Origin of the sequence: Nitrosomonas supralitoralis (assembly GCF_003011925.2) — a bacterium.
In the GTDB taxonomy this organism is placed as follows: Bacteria; Pseudomonadota; Gammaproteobacteria; order Burkholderiales; family Nitrosomonadaceae; genus Nitrosomonas; species Nitrosomonas supralitoralis.
Genome location: NZ_PXXU01000045.1, coordinates 1 through 21,382 on the forward strand (window position 1 = coordinate 1; position 21,382 = coordinate 21,382).

A 21,382-nucleotide genomic window follows, 5' to 3' on the forward strand; every position below is an offset into this window, starting at 1 on the left:
TTAAACTCTCATGGAGAGCATTCTTGCCGTGCCATTGAATCGATAACGATACCGTCACCATTTCGCGCCGGAAGGTTGAATCATTAGAACCAGTCTATGACCCTCGGTAAGGGAGTAGGGCTTCTCTTTGGGTTTTGCTGCCTTAATTTCTGAATCTGTTAGTTTCATGTCAACACACCTCCACCGGTAGCTTGCAGAAACATGTGAGTAACAATTTCATAAGTATTATAGTTACTCACTAACTTACTCACTAATTTATCGTGTTACTCGCATTTCACATGATTGGCTACAGATACCAACAAAACCCGCATAAACTTATCATTTATGCGGGTTTTGTTGGTATATCCGTGGCGGAGAGAGAGTCTGTTGATCTGGTGTTTCACTGTATTCCACTATGTTGTATAACAGATTCTTTTTAATAGAAAATATAATTATTATTGTTCCAAATTGATTCTTAAGATATCATCAAATCTCAGTCATTTTGATGGTAACATTGATGGGAAAAATTAAGTCTGCCATATCGGCTTTAGGTGTTAAGAAACTCGCTAAAATACCAGGCATGCACGCAGTTGGTGGTGTTTCTGGTTTATACCTTTGCGTCAATGTCAGTCCTTCTTTATCCGCCAATATGAATCCCACTTTCGCAGCCTCATGGATCTATCGCTATTCTTTTTCTGGACGACGCCGCGATATGGGATTAGGCAGTTATTCCGATTTCTCCTTGGAAGAAGCCCGCCATAAAGCCAGTAGCTACCGCAGTCAAGTTTTACAAGGCATTGATCCCTTGGAAGACAAACAAAAGCAAACGGATGCTAACAAGAAAGCACATATCAAGCGTGTTACCTTCCAACATTGTATCAATAGTTATCTGGATGCGCATGGTGATGCCTGGAAGAATCCAAAACACCGAGCGCAATGGCGAAGCACCTTAGAAACTTATGCCTGTCCTGTAATCGGCAATCTTAATGTTGCACATATCGATGCCAGCTTAGTGTTGAAGGTATTAGAGCCCATTTGGAAAACCAAGACAGAAACCGCGACCCGGTTACGGGGACGCATCGAAAGCATTCTGGATTGGGCAACTGTCAGAGGTTTCCGCGAAGGGGAGAATCCTGCCAGGTGGAAAGGGCATCTTGATAAGCTGCTGCCATCACCATCAAAAATTGCCAAGGTAAAACACTTCACTGCATTGCCCTACAAAGAAATTCCGCAATTCATGCGGCAATTACGCAGCCAACCCGGCATTGGTGCTACTGCACTTCAGTTTGCCATTTTAACCGCAGCGCGCTCGGGTGAAGTGCGGGGTGCGTTATGGTCGGAAATGAATTTGTCCGAGCGCTTGTGGTTAATTCCCGGTGACAGAATGAAAGCAGGGCGGGAACATAGAATTCCTTTATCCGATACAGCCATGGCAGTACTAAAACGAATGCAAGAAAACCATGTTTCAGATTATGTATTCCCTGGCATCAAACAAGATAAGCCATTGTCGGATATGAGTTTAACAGCAGCCTTGAAGCGTATGGGACGCAGCGATCTGACAGCACATGGTTTCAGATCAACCTTCCGTGACTGGGCAAGTGAAACAACAGCCTATCCGCAAGAAGTTTGTGAAATGGCGCTGGCTCACACTATTGCCAATAAAGTGGAAGCCGCTTATCGTAGGGGTGATTTATTTGATAAGCGGATTCACCTCATGACTGATTGGGCAAACTATTGCAATGGCTTGACGGTAGCTAACCGTTCATAAACGGCAAGACTTAGACAAAATTATTGGATGATTACAAGTTCACATTGCATAGGGTTGGAACTTTGTACTTTCCATTATATAGCTTGGGTAAATGCTGCATATTCCGGTATAGATGAAAAGAGTCTCCTCAAGTATAAACCAATTAAAGTAGCCGGACTTATGGTCCAGCAACCAATTAACCTGCTCGCCATATCTTGATCCAATAGCAATTGGAATCTGCTATAACTGCCTATCTTTATTGTTCTGAAAAGCGTAGACTTTTTCCGTCTACATCATCTACGTTGCCCTTGTAGACGTCTTTGCATCATCAATTTATCTTTACTTTTACTTGGAGTAATTAAAATGTTAAATATGAATGCGTATAGATTAAAAAAAATAGCGATTGTGATTATAGCGTTATCATGGTGGGTGTCTAATCAAGCCATCGCAGCTCCGCCTTCCAACGATACATTCTCAAATCCAACCCCGGCCACTGCCGGGTTCAGCGAGGTGCTCGACACCACAGGGGCAACCACAGATAGTGACGATGCTCAACTGAACTTGTCGTGCGGCGCGCCAGCAACCGACGCCAGCGTTTGGTATTCATTTACCGTCCCTTCTGACACGACCATTGTTGTCGATGTCTCGCAGTCCAACTACTCAGCTGGCGTATTGGTAGGCGAGGGTAGCCAAGGCAATTTACAGATCGTCAATTGCGGGCCTGGGGCCGTGTCTTTTTTCGCAACAGCGGGTACGACCTACTACGTGCTGGCCATAGATGATCAGGGTGACGGGGGCGGCAATGGAGGGCTCTTGAGTATTTCGTTCAACGCAGTAGTAGCGCCCACGCTGGACGACTTGACCGTGAACCCCGTCGGTAAAGTTAATACTCGCACTGGTGTTGCGACGATTTCTGGAACGTACACTTGTAGCAATGGTGACTTTCTTGGCTTGTCCGGAGACGCTAGCCAGAATGTCGGCCGAGTAGCTACCATTCGTGGAAGCTTCTTTTTATTCGACTCTGGCACATGCGATGGGACGGCGCACTCATGGTCCGGAAACGTCATTCCGCAGAGCGGCAAGTTCGCGGGTGGCAAAGCGATGACTATAACATTTGCGTTTACGTGCGGCCCATTCCTATGCGCTGATGGATTCGTGGAGCGGAAGATTCAACTGCGTGGGGGTAAGTAAACATTAGCAGCTTGCGCCGAGGGTGATGAGTAGGTCAGCAAGACATCATCCTCATAAACTCTATCGAGGCAGCAAGATCTTTCTCCTGCCATTACCGTGCCGCTTGTGGTTTCTCAGCAAGCGGCACTTCTAGCATGCATGTCAGCTATAGAGTATTTCTATATATTCAGTAATCGCCCGCATTACTTGTGGCCCTGTCTTGAATTTTTGACGGCCCTATTCACAGCCAAAATAACACTTGTTGATAGGATTCTATCGGAGTAGGCTTGATTGCGTTATTCTAAAAATAACGGATTAGTTGATATTTCTTTCAAGTAAGTGTTTTGATAAATCCTTTTGAAGGAGTTCTGATTATGTCAACAACAATAATTAATTTATCCAACCTCGATGGTAATAATGGTTTCCGCCTAGATGGAGTAGCGGAATATGATTCGTCGGGCAGACCAGTCAGCAGTGCAGGAGATGTCAATGGCGACGGTTTTGCTGACGTGATTATCGGCGCTCCGAGTGCCGGTCCGAACGGAAGTTTTTCAGGATCCAGTTATGTGGTATTTGGCAAGACAGCGGGTTTTGATGCCACGCTGAACTTATCCAGTCTTGATGGCAGCAATGGTTTCCGGCTGGATGGGGTGGCGCCGAGTGACACATTGGGCTTATCAGTCAGTAGTGCTGGGGATGTCAATGGAGATGGGTTAGCTGATGTGATTGTCGGTGCCCTTGGAGCTGATCCAAACGGATCGGTCTCCGGATCCAGTTACGTGGTCTTTGGCAAGGCTTCCGGCTTTAGCGCCACGCTGGATTTAACCAGCCTCGATGGTAATAACGGTTTCCGCTTGGATGGAGTTGCGCCGCTTAATTTTTCCGGCCAATCGGTCAGCAGTGCGGGGGATGTCAATGGCGACGGTTTTGCTGATGTGCTTGTCGGTGCCTTTGGAGCTGGCCCGAACGGCAGATTTTCTGGTTCCAGTTACGTGATATTTGGCAAAGATTCTGGTTTTTCTGCCACACTGAATCTATCCAGCCTCGACGGCAGCAACGGTTTTCGCCTTGATGGGGCGGCGGCGGGTGATGTTTCAGGAGCTTCACTCAACAATGCTGGGGATGTGAACGGCGACGGTTTTGCTGATCTGCTGATCGGTGCTGTTAGTGCTGATCCGAACGGCAGCGGCTCCGGCTCCAGTTACGTAGTTTTTGGCAAAGCCTCGGGTTTTGATGCCACGCTAAACTTATCCAGTCTCGATGGTAATAATGGTTTTCGGCTGGATGGAGCTGCGGAGTATGATTCGTCCGGCGCATCTGTCAGCAGTGCTGGGGACGTCAACGGCGATGGTTTTGCAGACTTGCTTGTTGGCGCTCCCAATGCAGGTCGAAACGGCTACTATGCCTCAGGATCCAGCTACGTGGTGTTTGGCAAGGCCGCCGGTTTTAGTGCCACGCTGAACTTATCCAACCTGGATGGCAGCAACGGTTTCCGTCTCGATGGAGCGTCAAGTGACTCGGCGGGATTTTCGGTCAGCGGGGCCGGGGACGTCAACGGCGACGGCTTTGCTGATCTGCTGGTCGGTGCTCCTGGTGCCAGCTCGAACGGCCCTGCATCCGGATCAAGTTATGTGGTTTTTGGCAAGGCTTCCGGTTTTGCTGCTACGCTGGATCTGTCCAGTCTCGACAGCAATAGCGGTTTTCGCCTTGATGGGGCGGCGTATGATTTCTCGAGCGAATCGGTCAGCAGTGCAGGGGATGTGAACGGCGACGGTTTTGCTGATGTGATGGTCGGAGCTGTTCAAGCTAGCCCGGGCGGTGTTGTTGCTTCCGGATCTAGTTACGTGATGTTTGGAGGTAACTTCACAGGAGCGGTGACTGCTTTGGGCACAGCCGGAGCAGATAAACTCAAGGGCACCAAGGCAGCAGACCGTATGGTGGCAGGTGATGGCGACGATACGCTGATCGGTCGTGGCGGCGCGGATGTGTTCCATGCCGGTGCGGGTGACGACACTATTGAGATCCGCGATGTCAACTTCCAGTTAGTCGATGGCGGCGCAGGCTACGACACCTTGAAGCTTGCTCGCAGTCACATGGACTTGAATCTGTCCAGTGTGCACGGCAGGATTAGCGACATTGAAGCCATCGATATGAAGGGCAGCGGTCATAATACGCTGACCTTAACCGCGTTGAATGTGCTCAATTTGTCGAGTACCAGCAATACGCTGAAAGTGGATGGAAATAATAACGATAGCGTCGTAGGACTCAGCAACGGCTGGACGGACGGCGGCATTGATCATGATTATCACACTTTCACCAATGGTGCGGCGGTGGTGCTGGTTGGAGTTCATGTGATGACTGATTTTGCTTAGGGGAACGCTGAATCCCTGGCACTTCGAGCGCAGTGAGAAATCTATGTTGTTGGTTTCCTCACTGCGTTCGGATTGACAAATGAGAATATATACGCAATGCCCGATTAATCCGGTTGAATGGTCAACTAAAGTCAGACACCTTCTTTTAGCAATCTTTCTATTAAATTCCAGCAGCAGTAACTAATAACCTCATTTTTACACTATCCGGATTTATTGGCAAATATCAAAACAACGATGATATGTACCATCAAAAATGAATACCACTGACGAGCTAGTTTGTCGATTTCTGAATTGCTTCGCCACTCCTCTCAACATCCTTCCCCACTCCACGCATAGTGTTACAGGCAGACAATTGAATAACAACAATGAAAGCAAACATTAATGTCAATATTTTCATAGCTACTCCACTCCATTAGGGCTTAGTAAAGATACGGACTTCTGCAAGTTTAATGTAACAACTTAGCGAAAAATACTAAAAATGCTAAGCTACCGTTACATTAAACTTGATGTTGAAGTTCACGACTAAAATGGCTAGTCTTTTTTGAAAGCTTCTTTCAAATCGCCGATACCTTTCTGTATCTTTCCTTCGATCTGCTTTCCAAGACCTTTAGCTTGCTGTTCATTGCTGTCAGTAAGTTCGCCAGCTTCTTCCTGAACTTTTCCAGCTATATCTTTTACTTCGCCTTTTACTTGATCCTTATTCATGATAAATTCCTCATTCTAAGATTATATGTCCATCAAACGAACCGACATCGGTCCGTGCCTGCTACAAAATCTACCTCTAACTGAACGCATTATAAAGTGGATGTAACTCTACTTCGGTGCGGTAACGCACAGAAGCAATAAAAGAATCGGCGTAATTTCGTTCGTTGCAATTGTCATAAATCAAATGGCTATTGTAGCGGCACGCCATTTTGACCCTAAGTTCTTCAGGAGAAACGCATGAATAAAGGTATATCTGTTGCGCTACTTATCGTTGGAGTTCTTTTGGTTGTCTGGGGCGTGAGCGCCTATGATTCTGCAAGTTCAGAGGTGTCACAAGCACTAACAGGTTCGCCCACTAACAAAGCCATATGGTTATTGGTCGGCGGCATTATTGCAGGCGTTATTGGATTATTTGGCGTGTTACGGGAAAGATAGATTGAAAACAATAATTCTGTCACCTAAGTTATAGCCAAATCTTTTTAAGAATGGTTAAGGAGAAACAAAATGACACTAGGAACAATTCTGTTGGTGATTCTGATTCTGATGCTAATTGGCGCGATTCCAACGTGGCCACACAGTAGGGAGTGGGGCTATTTCCCCAGTGGTATTCTTGGGACAGTGGTACTGATCTTGCTCATTCTGATGCTGTTGGGTCGAATATAGAATATAGTACCCACATTTGATCGAGCAGAAAGAATGAAATCAAATTTATGAAATATTGTACATTCGGTTGGTTCTGTGTTTTATGCACAGAACCAGAGAGGGAATATTCTCGTGCTTTTTAGTGAAGCTTAAAATACATAACCTGCGAAATAGCTCCTGTTGCTCCGAATGATGACTACTGTATCGTCGTAGGACCTATGAATTCCTGCTTCAGCAAGTGGCACCTTTGGAGGTTGGCGTAGCCTCCATTGTGCACTACGAACAAATTGTACGTAATAATTCTACCTATCCCGTTATTGAAAAACCAACGGATTAGTGACGCTCTAAATAAATCGCCCGGTTGCCTATCGTCAATCTCCCAGGCTGGATTTTCAGTAAAGTATCTCGCTGATAATATGATTTAAAATCCTTGGCTATACTCTAAGAAAAAAAGGAATTAGCGTTTAAGCTAACCCCGATCTTATTTGGTAGGTCGTGCCAGGATCTAAATGGCAACCAACGAATTAACAGTCCGGGTCCAATACTTAATGCCCGTCGATCACCCCGTGACTACTTCATAAGCAGTTGATAGCAAAGTCATTGACATTTGATGCGCTAAGAATAACCTCGTAAAATATAGCTGTATTGCAATTGTCTGTGCATAACAAAACGACAGCTGCGCCTCAGCCAACCTTGCAATACCAAACCGTATTAAAGCAGCACTCAGCACCTCAGTAACCCCTCAAACAAATCCCATTTGATGTAGCAATCAGGACAGGCACATTTTTACACCTGATTGTATTTGCTCGTCCTGAGAAAGGAGAAATATATGTGTAATCCCCGCGGCACCAACAAAAATAAATCGAGCAGGTTGTTTCCTTTAGGCCAGATCGTCGCCACACCGGGAGCCCTGGAAGCAATGGATCAGTATGCAATCAATGCGGCTGATCTCATACAGCGTCATCAATCAGGTGACTGGGGCAATGTGCCCCCTGGTGACGCAGAAGAAAACGATAAATCGGTTGCCAATGGCTGGCGCATCTTATCGAGTTACACCATCAGCGACGATCAGAACATCTGGATTATTACCGAAGCCGATCGCAGCGTAACCACTTTGCTGTTACCCGAGGAGTACTGATAACAAGTTCAGCCTTTAGATCAACTTATAACAACAAGCTCTTTTCGGGTGTTATGGGAGCAAAATAAATGAAAACACCCAAACACTCGCCTGCCAGCAAACCTAATGCTGGTGGGCTTTTTACTTTTCAACTAGCGATAACTCATCATTATGACGACCGTGATGAATGCGTTATCAACTACTTATAGAGAAGAACCCATGATGAATTCAATTAAATCCCCAGACCAACCCCCAGCTCCACTCACCGATGCTGTCGTGCAATTAATAGGAAAAGACAGCAATGCATTCGCAATCCTTGGATATGTTCACCGCTGCATTCTCAGTAGTAACCGCCCTGAACTAGCAGGTGACTTTATGCGCGAAGCCACTGCGGGAGACTACAACCATCTGCTGATTACCTGTATGCGCTATGTCACCATTAAATAGAGAGTACTTTGATGAAAAATAAACCAACCCTCACCAGTAACGATACCCGTAAAAAAGTCAGTGAATATCTGGCAGCCACTCAAGCCAAGAATACCCAACTGGCGTACCAGAACGATTTGGCTCATTTTCTGCGCAGTGGCGGCAAAATTCCAGCCACACCCAGTAGTGTTGCCTCATATCTAGCCATCCATGCTGAAACACTTTCCATCGCCACTTTGAATCGCCGAGTGGTAGCGATAGGCCGTGCTCATACTGACAAGGGACTAATATCACCGACTCAATCCTCATTGGTGACAAATACCTTACGCGGAATTCGGCGCATCAATGGTAGTGCACAGCGTCGAGTAACTCCGTTGTTAAAAACTGACTTGGTAAACATCACAAAACAACTCACTGGACTTAAAGGGTTGCGTGATAAGGCATTGTTACTGATTGGATTTGCCGGAGCATTTCGCCGCTCTGAACTGGTGGCTATACAAGTGGAAGATATTCGGTACGTCACTGAAGGTGTGGTGATCCGTATCCATCGGAGCAAGACCGATCAAACCGGATTAGGACGGAACGTGGCGATTCCTTTTGTCAAAGGGCGCCATTGTCCAGTTCGCGCTTTGAAAGCCTGGCTTGAAAAATCACGTATCAAAACTGGAATAATCTTCAGACGCATGAATCGCTTCGATCAACTGATGGAGCAGGGATTATGTGCGCCATCAATAGCACTGATCATCAAGCAGCGTGTTGCTAAAGCCGGTTTCAATCCCAAACTGTATTCAGGGCATAGCTTGCGGGCGGGATTGGTAACCAGTGCAGCCAAAGCGGGAGTCAGTTCCTGGAAAATTCGTCAGCAAACTGCGCATAAGTCGGATGTGATGTTGCAGCGCTATATTCGCGACAGCCAGTTGTTTGTCAACAATGCGGTCAGCCAAATCTGGTGAGCTGAATGTCTGATGAGGAAAGTGTGATGCCCATCCGGCAAGGAAGTATTGATGGACTATGTGGCGTGTATTCGGTTATGAATGCAACCGAAGTTGTTATCGGCAAATTTCACTATGACCGCAAGCTCAAACGAAAAGCCAGTCAGCGAAGAGTTTTATACAAAACCTTGATTAAATATTTGGCTAAGGATGAGATGCTGGAAGAAGCCCTGATTTTGGGATTTGATGATATTGACGCCAAAGGTGGTTTCATTGATATCGCCATCAAATCGGTCAAAAAGTATCAGAAGCGGAAACTACGCAAACAAATCGCCTTTGACACGGATGATGTCACGCTGGAACAATATTGGGAAAAGCTGAGCGAACACTTAAGCCAACCGGACTCGGCTGTCATTATCAGCTTGAGTGGTCGTATTAAACACTGGACTTGCGTGAGGAGGATTACACCCGGTGCACTGATTCTGTCGGACTCGTCGGGTATCCGGCAGATTGCCCGGAATCTATGCACCATAGAAACGGAAAGTCGGGAAATGTATACCTTGTGGCCGACGTTGACTTATTTGCTATCGGTTGAACGAAAAGACCGAGATGAATGTGTTCGCTAAAACCAACCAAACGGAATAGTGCTAGTGAGTCACAATTATTAACCCGGTCGAGAATACGGACAGTAATTTTTGCTAACTGTGGTGAGTGTCATGCAGGTTTCCACGCCAAACCATTGGCCGGAAACTACTGTGCAGTGCCTGGCATCTTTGAACTGGACAGGAACCCGGCTAGTAGCAATTAACATTTCTTGCCTAGTGCTCTGACAACCATAATCCGCAAAGATTGGCAAATAGATGCGATGGTATGGACTGATTTGAACAGGGGAGGTGATTGATTCTTGTTGAACTTGCGTGTCACGTTTTTCTGGTCAATTTCCGACCGGCGTCAACACTACAGCACAGCCGGAAATTGTCCCCAGGACACCAACTAACAGGGGTAAGAAAAAGATATTATCCCGGACTATACTTCCTTGATTAAATTCTGGAATCGCTGCGATTGGCTTAAGGGGTATTGATGATTCATAAAAACATGGGCGGATAATCCATCATACAATTACCCGCCCATATGCTTTGATCAGTTATTCACTGCTTATCTTCGCAGCATAACCTTGATTTTGCTTCCTTACGACCTTAACACTCTCTTTATCCGCCGGTGAAACAAAGCAGTAGAAACGAACCTTTTTGCCATTCAATGTAATGGAGCGAGTGTTATTGCCATTTGCATCCGATAATAGATAGCCTTTCGATTTGCAAATACGGAGCACATCATTTAAATAAATTTCAGGGATCAAATGTTTTACGACCTCACGTTTTAATGCAATCAATGGAATATCATTTATGGAAACGCTAAACCCATCAATTTCTGCAACTACTTTTACACTCCACGATTCTTTTGAATCCAATGCAAGAAATTCTTGGGAATCTAGGTACTTAGCAAGTGTGCTTTTTTGTTGATTTACCTTTGCTTCCCAGCTTTCTGGTTTCACCGATAAAGCGGCTTTATAGCAAGCAGAGATGCCCTTAAATACATCTTTCCTGGTGAAAGGAAATATTCCATAATCAACTGCCAAGCACCCAGCAGCATAAGCAAGGGCAAAACGATTGGTGAAACGTACTTCAATCCCAGATTTAGGATCAACGCCACATTTCTTCCGGAACAATTCCATCCATTCAATTAATTGGACTTTAACAGGAGTTTCAGGATTTTCTGCGCTAAGGTTAGCTATTAATTCTTCAAGAAATGCGGCTTGTGGAGTGCCATAGAATAATTGGCTTTGCTCATCTAAATATTGAGCGTAAGTACTGGAATCCGTGAACTCTTCGGGTAGTGATTCAAAAATACCCATTGCATTACCCGCATCAGCTGGAACATCAATCACTCGAACTTCCTCACCTTCCATTCGTCTACTCCCGGCTTTTTCGGCATGCATTGCTAAGCTTACCTCACCGGTGCTCATTATCGAAGTCCGCCAACGATCTTGATCAGGCTTATATTTTCTTGACCTGTTTCTCTCAATCCCTGAACAAAGCCTATAAATTATTGCCGATAGTTTTTTAATCGCTTCTTTATCATTCGGATCTATTGTTTTTATCTCATCAAAAGTAATAAAACCATCATTGTAGCCATAAGCCAGTTCCTCAACACCGGTGTCCGTTTGATTCCATGATTGCAAATTGCACCTGGGGCCGGCGAGTGAAATTGTTGCCTTCAAAACTGTGGTTTTTCCAATCGAGCTGGCTCCAAAAAGATTAAATCCACCGCTTTCAATAATTCCGACAATTTTCAACACATACCCGGACAATCCAGCGCAAAGGCCCATCATGATACGGGTACTATGTAATGCAGAAGTTGCAATCTTCTCTTTCCATTCATCTAGTGAACCACTTTTGCTATAGTCGGGACGAAATATGGATTTTTTAGGATGAAGGTATACTGTGTGTGCTTCTTCCGATCCTATGAAACTATTGTCAGGTAAAAAATAGTTCTTTTCAAGAAAGTAGCCGAACTTTTCGACGATTGTTCCCGTTTTTGTAACAGGCACATTAAGCGTTTCAAAAATCTTTGTCCATGCTTGATTAACAAGCAGGTTTTGAGGAAAGCCACGTTTAATGAGCCAAGTTTTTGCCTTTTTTTCTTCTAGCGTGAGTTCAATTGGAAACAATTCGTACCTATTTTTGCCAGAGCTATCAATATATGAGATAACCAGGAAAACATCGGGATCAGCATCCTGCGTTTCCAGTTTGCATAAAATAACCATAGCCTTCTGTGTATCCATTGTGGGCATTCCTTTAAAATGAATTGAATTAAATATTTGTCTGATCCGGTGATCTGCTGAACTACAGATCGGGAGATCAGCAGATCAGCTATTTCTTCAATGCGTGCAGATTTCATTGATTCGTGAAATTAGTGCGCTTATGGCTGAGTAGTGTTAACAATCATCCCTCCGCAACTTACCCTCCCGTTCGCTCAAACTAGGGTTTATCCGTAACTTTCTAGGGTTTTCAGCTTTCTGCTCACAGACAGGCGGGGTTACTTTGAACTGGTTACTAATCACTCTAACTTTGTATGTAAGCATCAGATCACTGAAGGTATAACTATCTAATACAGTTAGTGATAGGATGAACGCATACCGATTTAGCCTATATTTCTTGGTTCTACGTTTACCCGTTACTATGTCTATGTATGCACGAATAGATTGCCATCTCTGCTTGCATAGATAGCTAAGTTGCTTGGGTGGGTGCTTTAATATCTGCACCATCATGGATCTGCTGATGTAGCTAGTAGGTGGGTTATCAGGGGTTGGTCGTTTCTCCTTGGTGAGGTACTTCTCTCTTAGCGCAGCCAGGGGACTGATGTCATCTACTACAAGTAAATGGAAGTGGGGTATCCACAAGCCAATATCCTCGTGGTAATCAAGCTCAAGGCCACCTATCACAGGGTGTCTGAAGCCGCTACGGGTTAACTGTTGGCGTAACCTGTCTTTTAGTTGCTTGGGGTCAAAGTGTTCTAACTCCTCGTTTGTCATAGCTTCTGAGTAGTAGATCAGGGTTGCTGTGCGTTGGTTAGCTCTGTTGTGTTGCTTAACAAGTGTGTTTGCTGCGTGGTAGAAACCCCGGCGGTTAATTCGTGCGCACTGGGGGCAGGCGGGGCTTGTGCAGCGGTAATCCCTATTACAATCACCTAGTTTCTTAGCCAGACGGGGGTGTCCTCCTTTGATGAGTGCCTTTTGTCTGATCAGTGATTCTTTGGTGGCATCTTCTATGGTTTCAAAACCCGGCAGATCAGTTCGTATGTCGTAGAAACCCGGGCGCTTGCTTTGCCTGTTTGGTTCAAATGGGAAGGCCATGTTATCTGTTCTCCCGGTTAGTACCGTGTAGCTGAATACGCGGGCGGGACTCAATCCACTTTTCCAACTCACTTAGTTTGAAAGCGATGCCTCGTTCACCAATTCGGACGGGAGTCGGGAAGGTGCCGGCATGAATCCATCTGTAGATACTGCTGCGGGAAACGCTGACCATTCTAGTCGCTCTTTTTAGAGAAACAAGCTGCGGTTTGTTGTTCGTTTCGTGGTCTGTTTTGCAATTCAATTTTTACTCCTTTAGGTTATAAAGAATTAGATTTTTCCATCACTTAGGTTCGATTGATGCCGCTAATAAGCTCCGCTGGTTATTTGTAGCAACTTGGAATCATTCACTTTGCTGGGATCACAGTTTATGGATAGTTTCTTATCTGTCTGATAATGAAGGGATATTCTTGATTCCTATGGCGATAGGAAGGAAAGTTATTTTAAATGTGTCCATGTATATAATGGTAATATGCATTAGTAATTGGTTAATAAACCGTATGAGTAGCCATGTATATTGATATAGTCCCCAATCGAGGTTCTAAACCCGCTATTCTTTTGCGCCGTTCTTTCCGTAAAGATGGGAAGGTGAGTAAAGAAACGATTGCCAATCTGAATGAAATTACTGAAGATCAGGCACGTGCCATTCAAAGAATTTTAAAGGGTGAGAAATTGGTAAAACAGAATGACGTTGGTCTGGAGATCTTGCACTCAGCGGCACATGGTCATGTACAGGCGGTATTATTGGCTATGGAAAAGCTTCAGGTTGGTAAATTGCTGGGTGAAGAAAACGGCAAAGACCGTAATCTGCGGCTTGTGAAGGCCATGATTGTTTGCGATGTGCTCCAGATGGAACCCAGGCATGCTTTGATGCGTGATTTTAACGATACGACGCTAGGCCAATTACTAGATCTCGATCCCGTGGAAGAACATGAGTTGCATACTGCAATGGATTGGTTATATCAACGTCAAATCACCGTAGAAAGGCAGTTGGCACAGCGCCATTTGCAGAAGAGCAATCAGATCATTACTTGTCTTTCAAGCTGCTATCTGGATGGTGATTTGAAAGTTAATTTCAGGCTTATTACCGATGATCAAGGGTGTCCCATTTCGATCTATGCCTATCCGGCCAATAAGTTAATCAGTATCCCAGCCTTTAAAGATTATCTAGATAAATTACTGGAAACACCTGATTTGCAATCGGTCATTCTGATGGGTGATCGCATAAAAATACCACAAAAAATGATCGATAGGCTTTCAGATCCGAAAGATATGAATTGGATTGCCGGTGTGAAAACTGGAAGCCTGCAGGATTTGTTTGATGGAACCGACTTGAGACTTGAGTCCTTATTTAATACCTATGATCTGGCTGAAATCCCTCATAGCAATTATCCAGAGGAGAAATTTATAGTCTGGCGTAATCCTGATCGAAAAAGCCTGCGCAAGGATGAGCGGGATACCTTAGTGAATTCATTCATCGGATCCTTAGACGAAATTAAGAAATCTGTTGATCAGGGAGGATTGAGAAAAGCAATTTTAATCAAACGCAAAGTTGATCGGGTGTTTCAGGGTTATGGATTAAAAAAGTACTTTTCTACCAAGATCGCGGATCGTAAATTTGAATATGTGGTTGATCATGAATCACTTAATTCCAGGGAATCTTTGGATGGTGTTTTTGCGATTAGAACCTCGTTGGTCCAGGATCTCTCGTCGTTGGAAATCAGGAGTCTGTATAGAAAAACTTTAAACGGGATGACAAAGAAGGGTTTTTATTACATCTCTAGTATTAATCCCAGAACGCATCCGATGTTCGTCTATGACAAAACCCAAGCCAACAAATATCTTTTATTGCGGCTACTGACAATCTATGTCGAGTGGCAAATGAGGAGGAGTTGGGATTCGTTAGGCATGTTTATAGAATATGATTCGCAGTCAGATAACCCAGACCTGGGAACAACTGCTGCTGAAAATAATCAACGAACTGGGTCCAAAAAACAGTTAGAGATACCGAACTCTGATCTGTCCAGTCGAAGCTTCAGTTCATTATTGCAACACTTGGCGACAATTACGCGGAATACTTGCCGTAAAACCAATGAAGGTGCAAATGCCTCGCGATTCACCGTTGACTGCAAACTCAATCCAGCTCAGCAGAGAGCTTTTAATTTGTTGAAAAAGATCAGGGTATATCGGTGATCTGTGGAATTAGCTTTGCTGGGCTGTTGCCCCCACTAGCAAAAAGAATCATCGGCCGCGGTGCCAGAAGAAATTCAGAATGCCAGTAATTTTTTGTAATTGAAATCCCTTAATTTTTTGGCCGCTTTCAAATTATTGAATATGGTAGTCCTGGATTTCTCTTCTTTGGGATACAAAACATTCAGAATCTCAGCTTCTGGAATATCCATGAGTTCAGCATCCAGCAATCGTAAATAGGTTATATACTTATCTTTCCTTTTTCGGAATCCGCCGTTGGTGTCTTTTTTTAGTTTCAGCTGATCCTTGATCCGATCAAATTGATTATCCAGATTTAGACTGGTTGATAACACTACTACAACTTCATCTTGCCTTAATTCAAGAATTTCTTTATCGGTATCGTCTGTGGCATCAAATCCAAGAAAATCATCCTTTTGTAGATAACGCGGGCAATCTCCTTTAACGAAAGCGGGTAGTGTTGTAATCTTTGGATCAATATTGATAAATTCCCGGCTCAGTCTGTACCAATCCAACATATCTTCATTATGTGAGATATATTGACCCTCACTGGATAGGGTGTATCGGGTATACCCGGGAAACTTTTTAGTACGCTCATATACTGAGTAGTCATTTTGATATTGTTTATTTCTACGCAAAAATTCCCAGGCATAAACTTCGTCAGAGGAGTCTTCTTCTATATGTTCATAGTTTTTGAGATCAATCCAGTTGATCAGCTTCCAGGCAAGTTTTTTCACAATTCACCCTAATAATTAAATGAATTAGGAATGAGTACGGTAATTCTATGCCTAGCTTTAGAATTTGATAGTCTTACGGCCGGTGAATGGCGAATGTTGCAAGAAACTGGTTTGGTATTGGCTAGCGATAATTTATTTTATCGCTAGTAGAGTATGGATAGCATTCTTGCCTTGTCCAATTTATTCATAAGCGCTATGAAGTGAATTGTTGGGATAAACCCTCAAGTGTCATATTCTGTGCAATTGCGTTGTGCCGGATCAAAACATAGCGCCAAGGCTTGCCACCATTGGCTCTGGCATAATCAGAAGCATTTTTGCACCACCTGATAGCAGCTTCTTTTTTGGCAATAACGATGGGATCGGTCATTTGATTACTAGCCTTGGGCTCAAGCATGTAGATTGCGTCATTTGTCTCAGCAACAAAATCCGGCTGATATTCAGGATGATCAGCTCCTTGTTTGTAGAAAATCTGAAATTGTCCCTTTGCCGGTTTAAACCACTTCATTGCATCGCGGTCAATAATAACTGCCAATAAACGCTCAGCATCTGAGGCAAACTTCTGTATTGGATACAAGCAACGTGTAAAACCACCAAAGACATACTTTGACATGTTGCTTTTATCATTGGGCGAGATTCGATAATCCGCAACTGGGTCATTGATCGAGTAAGTATAAGCACTGGGTTTGAGTTCCACATATCCTTTACTTACAACTACTTCATAATCAACTGCCTCCTCCCAACTATGATCTTGCATTTGTGCATGTATAAAGCGAGCAATATCGTGTTGATAGCACCGCAAAACCCTACGTGCTTCATCCTCAGATAGATAGCTGCAAAAATGCTTAGCAGTCTGTGCAGCTAAGTCATATAACAGGTCCGCTTGATCATCGTAAGAAATATCATCGAAATCCATCAGGCCGCTAACGACATAATCTTCTATCCGCTTTTCTTCAATGCCCCCAGCACCCAGAGTCACTTTATCTCGCTGGCTGGTACGCAGGTGCTGTATCCATAGCTCATCGGACACCGCTGGATATCTCAATGTATCCAGTTTCAGAGTGAACGGTTTAAAACCAGCTTTCACTTCTCCCTTGGGTACAACTAGAATGCGTGGAATATCAATTGTGTGCTGAGTTACCAGCTCTACCGTCTGAGCCACAATCGCTGTAAAATCTGGCAGCTCTGCTACTCCCTCCAACTCCAGTTGTTTGGGACGATGTTGTTCTTGCACTGCCTTAACGATAGCAGCCTGCACTTCCGGGTTTTTCAAATGCGCTAATGTGGGCACAGTCCTCGGCTGATTCTCCATCTTGCGGATGACCTCATAAGCAATCTGCGCTACCTTTTGTTCTTCCGGTTTGGTAAAAAGAGGCTGCACATCTTGCCCCGCAATTTGTGTGCTGACAGTTGTATCTGCTGGCTTTATTCCCAATTGGGTTGCAACCTGGGATTGAGAAACAATTGTTGCCGTCTTTTGATCGAGCTCATCAATATCCAGCACCACTGCTTTCAGATGAATGGCGGAATCAGGTCGATTCGCTTCGTCGATTATTTCCTGAAACTTATCATGCGCCACAATATTCAGCCGATCAACCGCCGTCACACCCGTGCGCTTACCATAAGGCAAACGCAAACCACGACCGATGGATTGTTCAATCAGGGTACGAGCATTGGCAGCTCGCAGCGGCACGATAGTATAGAGATTGGTTACATCCCAGCCTTCTTTCAGCATATTCACGTGAATTACGATCTCAGTTGGCTCTTCAGGGTGCTCTACCTTCAATAGCCGCTCGATCATTTCTTCTTCATCCGCACCGGTTCGGCTTGAATCAACCTGAATGACCTTGTCTTTGTAGCGTCCTTCGAAGAAACCATCGGATTGGATCAACGCCAATAACTGCCAAGCATGGGTGGTATCTCGCGCAATCACCAGCAGGAAAGGTTTGACGATCTTGTTATCAGTTTCTCTGGCGTAAGTTTCCAACTCGACTTTCGCGCTTTCATGCAGGCGTACCCCGTCTTCCAGCTTCATCCGCTCGATCTCTTCCGGCGACATCCCAGCTGGATTGAAATTTTTGCGCGTCACCACGGCAGGCTCTTTCACAAAGCCATCTTCCATCGCCTTGCCCAGCGGGTAATCCACGATCACATTTTTGAACGGTACAGCTCCCTTGGTGCCTTCCACGAACGGTGTGGCCGTCAACTCCAGCCCCAGAATCGGTTTCAGCTCGTTGATTGCCCTGATGCCTGCACTCGCGCGATAGCGATGCGATTCATCCATCAAAAGCACCAGGTCGGGTAGTCCGGCCAGATAGTCGAAATAACTTTCGCCGATATATTCAGATAACCGCTTGATACGCGGAGCTTTGCCGCCACGCACCTCAGAATTGATTTTGGAGATATTAAAAATATTGATGCGCACTCCACCAAATAGCGTGCCACTGGCAGGATCATGCTGATTGTAATTGTCACCGGTGATAATGGCAGGTGCATCAATTGCAAAATCCGAGATGCCTTTGAAAACATACTTTGAATAAGTGCGGTCGCTGAAATCCGTGATCAGTTTATTGTAAATCGTCAAATTCGGTGCCAATACAAAGAAGTTGTTGATGCCGTGCGCCAAATGCAGATAACTGATAAATGCGCCCATCAAACGGGTTTTGCCGACACCTGTAGCCAGTGCAAAACACAGGGACGGAAACTCGCGTTCGAAATCTGTGACGGATGGAAATTCACTGCGAATAATCTCCAGTGTTGCCAGAAGATCTCTATCTTTTTTGGGCGGAGTAATCTCAGTGATTCGATCCAGAATTTCTAACGAACGGCGCTGCGGTGCACGCAAGCTGAGCCGACCGGCAATGGCGTTGACATGACGATTCATCGCGGCTTTGGTACTCCGCTTGGCTTTATATGCACACATTTACCATTCCGCAGAACGACGAGCTCAGTGTTCGTACTGACCGCTAATTGTCTTGCCCGCTGAGCAGCACGGCGAATTGCAACCAAAGAACCCGTCAAATCTGGATCTTTTGCCAGCTCTATACTTTTTTGATTCATGCCCTTTCTCCCCAATTAATTAACACCGGCTCATCGCCTGCATTGTTATATATCACCAAGACATCGACTTCATCGCAATAAATAGCTCAAAATTTCTCAACCCGCTGTAAAGCGCCTGCGGATAACCGCGATTTGTACATTATGGCAACCTTGGCGTATGCGTTGTGCATAAGTCAATCCGGAAAGCGTAGTCTCGAAAGCAAAACTTTCACCGTTTTTTCAAGCTCTTTAATACTTTCCAACATAATACGAGCAGCTTTCATCGCAACCACATCCGGCGCAAACGGCGACAAACCCGCCGCAATCAAATCTGCGTTCACGAACTTTGGACTACCAGCTTCATTGGGCAAAAATTCCCGAGCGAAAGTTGTTTTGCCAGCCCCATTCGGCCCAGCAATGATGATAATTTTCTTCATGACACAGACCAACAGGAAAAAATGGGATGTTTGAAGTTTCCACTCACCTGCGACACAATTTTTGAATAAACTGGCACACGTGATTTAACAGTTACCGCAGAATGATCTGATTGCTTCACAAGAATCATTCCATTTCCTCATCAAACAATCCACTTTGCACCGAATTCGCGGCACTATGTCCCTTGGTTTTTGTGTTTTCTACTTGTTGTGGAGGAGGTGCTTTGGGAAGATTTTCGACTCGTAGCGAATAATCATCATGCCCCCATTCACAGCGTGACAGCACCTGCTTAGGGATTTTCTTCACGGTGAGATTCGGATAATCACCTCGGCCACGGAAAGCAGTGCACAATACTAATAAACTTCGTTCCGATCCCACTTCATCGGAAAGCTGCTGTAATTGCTCGTGATTCAAATTCGCTGTGGTGACGTAGATAAAATCTCGCTCAGTAGAATACCCGTGTATCCAGTAATGTACTCCTGATGGTGCATAGGTGAATCCTTCCAGCTTGCATAAGGCTTGCGCCAGCATCTCGGCATTGTATTCCTTGTTGATTACCCATTGCCCGTAGGTATCCAGCTGCAACAAGCTAGGCGCAAGTTTGTAATAGCGGAAACCACCTCCACCCGACCATCCAGTTAACTCGGAGATACCTGATTGATCCGTCCCATCGATAACTGATTGCATCCTAGGTGCGCAATGAGTGTGACAGTGCTCTCCTAGCTCTATACCAATCCAGCGACGTCCCATCTTGTGAGCCACAGCCGCAGTTGTTCCAGAACCAAGGAAAGAGTCCAATACCAAGTCGCCCGGAGCGGTTGCCAATTCCAAGCAAATAGAGATCAGTTTTTCTGGTTTCTGTCCATTTGGAAATCTAACGCCACCCTCACGAGTAACATTATTCCAATTCAGGTCATCCCAAAAGGTTCCCAATTTCTCTCGCTTAATTATTTTCTTGCCCTTTTTGTAAGTAACATTACTAAACCAGCTCACTAAGCGTTTTTGAGGCCCCACGAAAAGAAGTTCAGTTAACGTACCTTTGTTGCGACCAGATACTGGAATATATTCTAATGAGTACATGTTATCTAAACTATCCGTGGCATCTTGAACACGTGTCCTGATAGATGTCTGTGCATTTTCCGTCGTGTGAACTTTATCGTAATACTTGTAGATTACTTGTGCCTCTGATAGCCCTTCTTCTTTTGCAAGTCTAGAAATGCTTCGAGTCTCGTAATCCTCAATTTTGTAGAGCTGCATATCACTTCCACCCCCATCTTTAATGGTTTTGACGAAGGTCTTTTTCCCCAGTCGATAAAGGACAGACGTGTATTTAAAACTCTTTCCTTCAAGTCTCATCAACTCCAGATAGTTATCAAGTTCTGTTTCGCTGAATACAGAGTTAAATGACACAAAGTCTTTACCGCCGTAAGCGAGAACGAATTCAATATTCTTTTTTAATCGACGGTCCTCTCCACCTCCACTGGCACCCGAACTTTCTTTGGTTTTTACCGCGATAGTATTTATATACTGACTCACCCCAAATACTTCATCCATTACAAGTTTGAGATGCGCAAAATAGTTATCATCTATTTGAACAAAAATGACCCCGTCATTTTTGAGTAACCGACTTAATTGACGCAACCTTTCACTCATTAAAGAAAGCCAGAGGGAAGCTTCTATTCCATCATCGTAATGCTCAAATGCCTGCCCAGTGTTGTAAGGTGGATCAATATAGATACACTTCACCTTTCCAGAAAACTCCGCTTCCAAAGCCTTCAACGCAAGTAGGTTGTCGCCAAAGATAAGCTGGTTATCGAAGATGTCGTTATCCTTCACCCGATGCTTCGCGTGATAACTCTTCGTCGGGTCTTCCAGCAAAATGCGCGGCTCCAACTTAGGCTGATTCTCTTTGCCGATCCAGGTAAGTTCGAGTTTATGTTTCTTGCTCATATTCTTCTCTTCTCAA

20 protein-coding genes are annotated in these 21,382 nt (G+C 44.7%); 10 read left to right on the top strand and 10 right to left on the bottom strand.

Features of this window, described 5'->3' with window-relative positions; genetic code table 11:
* Positions 1-496 precede the first annotated feature (496 nt).
* From C7H79_RS12835 to C7H79_RS12845, 3 genes are all read left to right on the top strand, one after another.
* Positions 497-1,747, top strand: a complete 1,251-nt coding sequence (locus tag C7H79_RS12835) for a tyrosine-type recombinase/integrase (RefSeq protein ID WP_106707669.1) — start codon at positions 497-499, stop codon at positions 1,745-1,747.
* 792 nt (positions 1,748-2,539) lie between these two features.
* Positions 2,540-2,917: a hypothetical protein gene (locus C7H79_RS17715; protein WP_147383603.1), complete on the top strand. Its 378-nt coding sequence runs from the start codon at positions 2,540-2,542 to the stop codon at positions 2,915-2,917.
* A 353-nt stretch (positions 2,918-3,270) separates the two neighbouring features.
* Positions 3,271-5,268 (top strand): integrin alpha, encoded by a 1,998-nt coding sequence (locus tag C7H79_RS12845; protein ID WP_106707651.1) that lies wholly within the window; start codon positions 3,271-3,273, stop codon positions 5,266-5,268.
* Between the two features lie 271 nt (positions 5,269-5,539).
* On the opposite strand, the gene C7H79_RS12850 is transcribed toward C7H79_RS12845, so the two are convergent.
* Both C7H79_RS12850 and C7H79_RS12855 read right to left on the bottom strand, forming a co-directional pair.
* Positions 5,540-5,665 (bottom strand): entericidin A/B family lipoprotein, encoded by a 126-nt coding sequence (locus C7H79_RS12850; RefSeq protein ID WP_106707652.1) that lies wholly within the window; start codon positions 5,663-5,665, stop codon positions 5,540-5,542.
* A 134-nt stretch (positions 5,666-5,799) separates the two neighbouring features.
* Positions 5,800-5,973 (bottom strand): CsbD family protein, encoded by a 174-nt coding sequence (locus C7H79_RS12855; protein WP_106707653.1) that lies wholly within the window; start codon positions 5,971-5,973, stop codon positions 5,800-5,802.
* A 237-nt stretch (positions 5,974-6,210) separates the two neighbouring features.
* On the opposite strand from C7H79_RS12855, the gene C7H79_RS12860 reads away from it, so the two are divergent.
* The 6 genes from C7H79_RS12860 to C7H79_RS12885 all read left to right on the top strand — a co-directional run bounded on the left by C7H79_RS12860 (position 6,211) and on the right by C7H79_RS12885 (position 9,716).
* Positions 6,211-6,408, top strand: a complete 198-nt coding sequence (locus tag C7H79_RS12860) for a DUF3185 family protein (RefSeq protein ID WP_106707654.1) — start codon at positions 6,211-6,213, stop codon at positions 6,406-6,408.
* A 69-nt stretch (positions 6,409-6,477) separates the two neighbouring features.
* Positions 6,478-6,636, top strand: a complete 159-nt coding sequence (locus C7H79_RS12865; RefSeq protein WP_106707655.1) for a DUF3309 domain-containing protein — start codon at positions 6,478-6,480, stop codon at positions 6,634-6,636.
* Between the two features lie 808 nt (positions 6,637-7,444).
* The gene (locus C7H79_RS12870) at positions 7,445-7,753 is read left to right on the top strand and encodes a hypothetical protein (protein WP_106707656.1); all 309 of its coding nucleotides are present in this window, start codon (positions 7,445-7,447) and stop codon (positions 7,751-7,753) included.
* 198 nt (positions 7,754-7,951) lie between these two features.
* A complete protein-coding gene (locus C7H79_RS12875) occupies positions 7,952-8,179 on the top strand; it encodes a hypothetical protein (protein ID WP_197714636.1) in 228 nt (75 codons plus the stop codon).
* An 11-nt stretch (positions 8,180-8,190) separates the two neighbouring features.
* Entirely contained in the window at positions 8,191-9,111 is a 921-nt protein-coding gene (locus C7H79_RS12880) for a site-specific integrase (RefSeq protein ID WP_106707657.1), read from the top strand.
* A gap of 5 nt (positions 9,112-9,116) precedes the next feature.
* Positions 9,117-9,716 carry a hypothetical protein gene (locus C7H79_RS12885; RefSeq protein ID WP_147383604.1) on the top strand — a complete coding sequence of 200 codons (600 nt, stop codon included), beginning with the start codon at positions 9,117-9,119 and terminating at the stop codon, positions 9,714-9,716.
* A 518-nt stretch (positions 9,717-10,234) separates the two neighbouring features.
* Here C7H79_RS12885 and C7H79_RS12890 read toward each other — a convergent pair.
* From C7H79_RS12890 to C7H79_RS12900, 3 genes are all read right to left on the bottom strand, one after another.
* A complete protein-coding gene (locus tag C7H79_RS12890; RefSeq protein ID WP_172592437.1) occupies positions 10,235-11,932 on the bottom strand; it encodes a DUF927 domain-containing protein in 1,698 nt (565 codons plus the stop codon).
* Between the two features lie 153 nt (positions 11,933-12,085).
* Positions 12,086-12,682 (bottom strand): hypothetical protein, encoded by a 597-nt coding sequence (locus tag C7H79_RS12895; RefSeq protein WP_147383605.1) that lies wholly within the window; start codon positions 12,680-12,682, stop codon positions 12,086-12,088.
* A gap of 322 nt (positions 12,683-13,004) precedes the next feature.
* A complete protein-coding gene (locus C7H79_RS12900) occupies positions 13,005-13,244 on the bottom strand; it encodes a helix-turn-helix transcriptional regulator (RefSeq protein WP_258577645.1) in 240 nt (79 codons plus the stop codon).
* A gap of 266 nt (positions 13,245-13,510) precedes the next feature.
* Between C7H79_RS12900 and C7H79_RS12905 the strand changes: the two genes are divergently transcribed.
* Positions 13,511-15,193 carry an IS1634 family transposase N-terminal domain-related protein gene (locus C7H79_RS12905; protein ID WP_106707661.1) on the top strand — a complete coding sequence of 561 codons (1,683 nt, stop codon included), beginning with the start codon at positions 13,511-13,513 and terminating at the stop codon, positions 15,191-15,193.
* 74 nt (positions 15,194-15,267) lie between these two features.
* Here C7H79_RS12905 and C7H79_RS12910 read toward each other — a convergent pair whose 3' ends face one another.
* The 5 genes from C7H79_RS12910 to C7H79_RS12930 form a co-directional block, all read right to left on the bottom strand.
* The gene (locus C7H79_RS12910; protein WP_106707662.1) at positions 15,268-15,945 is read right to left on the bottom strand and encodes a transcriptional regulator domain-containing protein; all 678 of its coding nucleotides are present in this window, start codon (positions 15,943-15,945) and stop codon (positions 15,268-15,270) included.
* Positions 15,946-16,138: 193 nt separating this feature from the next.
* Positions 16,139-18,865 carry a DEAD/DEAH box helicase gene (locus tag C7H79_RS12915; RefSeq protein WP_309477330.1) on the bottom strand — a complete coding sequence of 909 codons (2,727 nt, stop codon included), beginning with the start codon at positions 18,863-18,865 and terminating at the stop codon, positions 16,139-16,141.
* Positions 18,823-19,002, bottom strand: a complete 180-nt coding sequence (locus C7H79_RS12920) for a hypothetical protein (protein ID WP_106707664.1) — start codon at positions 19,000-19,002, stop codon at positions 18,823-18,825. The genes C7H79_RS12915 and C7H79_RS12920 overlap by 43 nt, the downstream gene beginning before the upstream one ends.
* A gap of 173 nt (positions 19,003-19,175) precedes the next feature.
* Positions 19,176-19,418, bottom strand: coding sequence for a hypothetical protein (locus C7H79_RS18945; protein WP_242447284.1), 243 nt, complete (start codon positions 19,416-19,418; stop codon positions 19,176-19,178).
* Between the two features lie 124 nt (positions 19,419-19,542).
* On the bottom strand, positions 19,543-21,366 hold the full coding sequence (locus C7H79_RS12930; RefSeq protein ID WP_106707665.1) for a site-specific DNA-methyltransferase: 1,824 nt from the start codon (positions 21,364-21,366) through the stop codon (positions 19,543-19,545).
* Positions 21,367-21,382: the final 16 nt, after the last annotated feature.

Coding starts and splice junctions, on each gene's coding strand:
- C7H79_RS12880 (WP_106707657.1), top strand. CDS start 8,191: ATGAAAAATAAACCAACCCTCACCAGTAACGATACCCGTAAAAAAGTC.
- C7H79_RS12850 (WP_106707652.1), bottom strand. CDS start 5,665: ATGAAAATATTGACATTAATGTTTGCTTTCATTGTTGTTATTCAATTG.
- C7H79_RS12890 (WP_172592437.1), bottom strand. CDS start 11,932: ATGGATACACAGAAGGCTATGGTTATTTTATGCAAACTGGAAACGCAG.
- C7H79_RS18945 (WP_242447284.1), bottom strand. CDS start 19,418: ATGAAGAAAATTATCATCATTGCTGGGCCGAATGGGGCTGGCAAAACA.
- C7H79_RS12915 (WP_309477330.1), bottom strand. CDS start 18,865: ATGTGTGCATATAAAGCCAAGCGGAGTACCAAAGCCGCGATGAATCGT.
- C7H79_RS12930 (WP_106707665.1), bottom strand. CDS start 21,366: ATGAGCAAGAAACATAAACTCGAACTTACCTGGATCGGCAAAGAGAAT.
- C7H79_RS12835 (WP_106707669.1), top strand. CDS start 497: ATGGGAAAAATTAAGTCTGCCATATCGGCTTTAGGTGTTAAGAAACTC.
- C7H79_RS12855 (WP_106707653.1), bottom strand. CDS start 5,973: ATGAATAAGGATCAAGTAAAAGGCGAAGTAAAAGATATAGCTGGAAAA.
- C7H79_RS12905 (WP_106707661.1), top strand. CDS start 13,511: ATGTATATTGATATAGTCCCCAATCGAGGTTCTAAACCCGCTATTCTT.
- C7H79_RS12895 (WP_147383605.1), bottom strand. CDS start 12,682: ATGACAAACGAGGAGTTAGAACACTTTGACCCCAAGCAACTAAAAGAC.
- C7H79_RS12865 (WP_106707655.1), top strand. CDS start 6,478: ATGACACTAGGAACAATTCTGTTGGTGATTCTGATTCTGATGCTAATT.
- C7H79_RS12885 (WP_147383604.1), top strand. CDS start 9,117: ATGTCTGATGAGGAAAGTGTGATGCCCATCCGGCAAGGAAGTATTGAT.
- C7H79_RS12845 (WP_106707651.1), top strand. CDS start 3,271: ATGTCAACAACAATAATTAATTTATCCAACCTCGATGGTAATAATGGT.
- C7H79_RS12875 (WP_197714636.1), top strand. CDS start 7,952: ATGATGAATTCAATTAAATCCCCAGACCAACCCCCAGCTCCACTCACC.
- C7H79_RS12920 (WP_106707664.1), bottom strand. CDS start 19,002: ATGAATCAAAAAAGTATAGAGCTGGCAAAAGATCCAGATTTGACGGGT.
- C7H79_RS12870 (WP_106707656.1), top strand. CDS start 7,445: ATGTGTAATCCCCGCGGCACCAACAAAAATAAATCGAGCAGGTTGTTT.
- C7H79_RS12860 (WP_106707654.1), top strand. CDS start 6,211: ATGAATAAAGGTATATCTGTTGCGCTACTTATCGTTGGAGTTCTTTTG.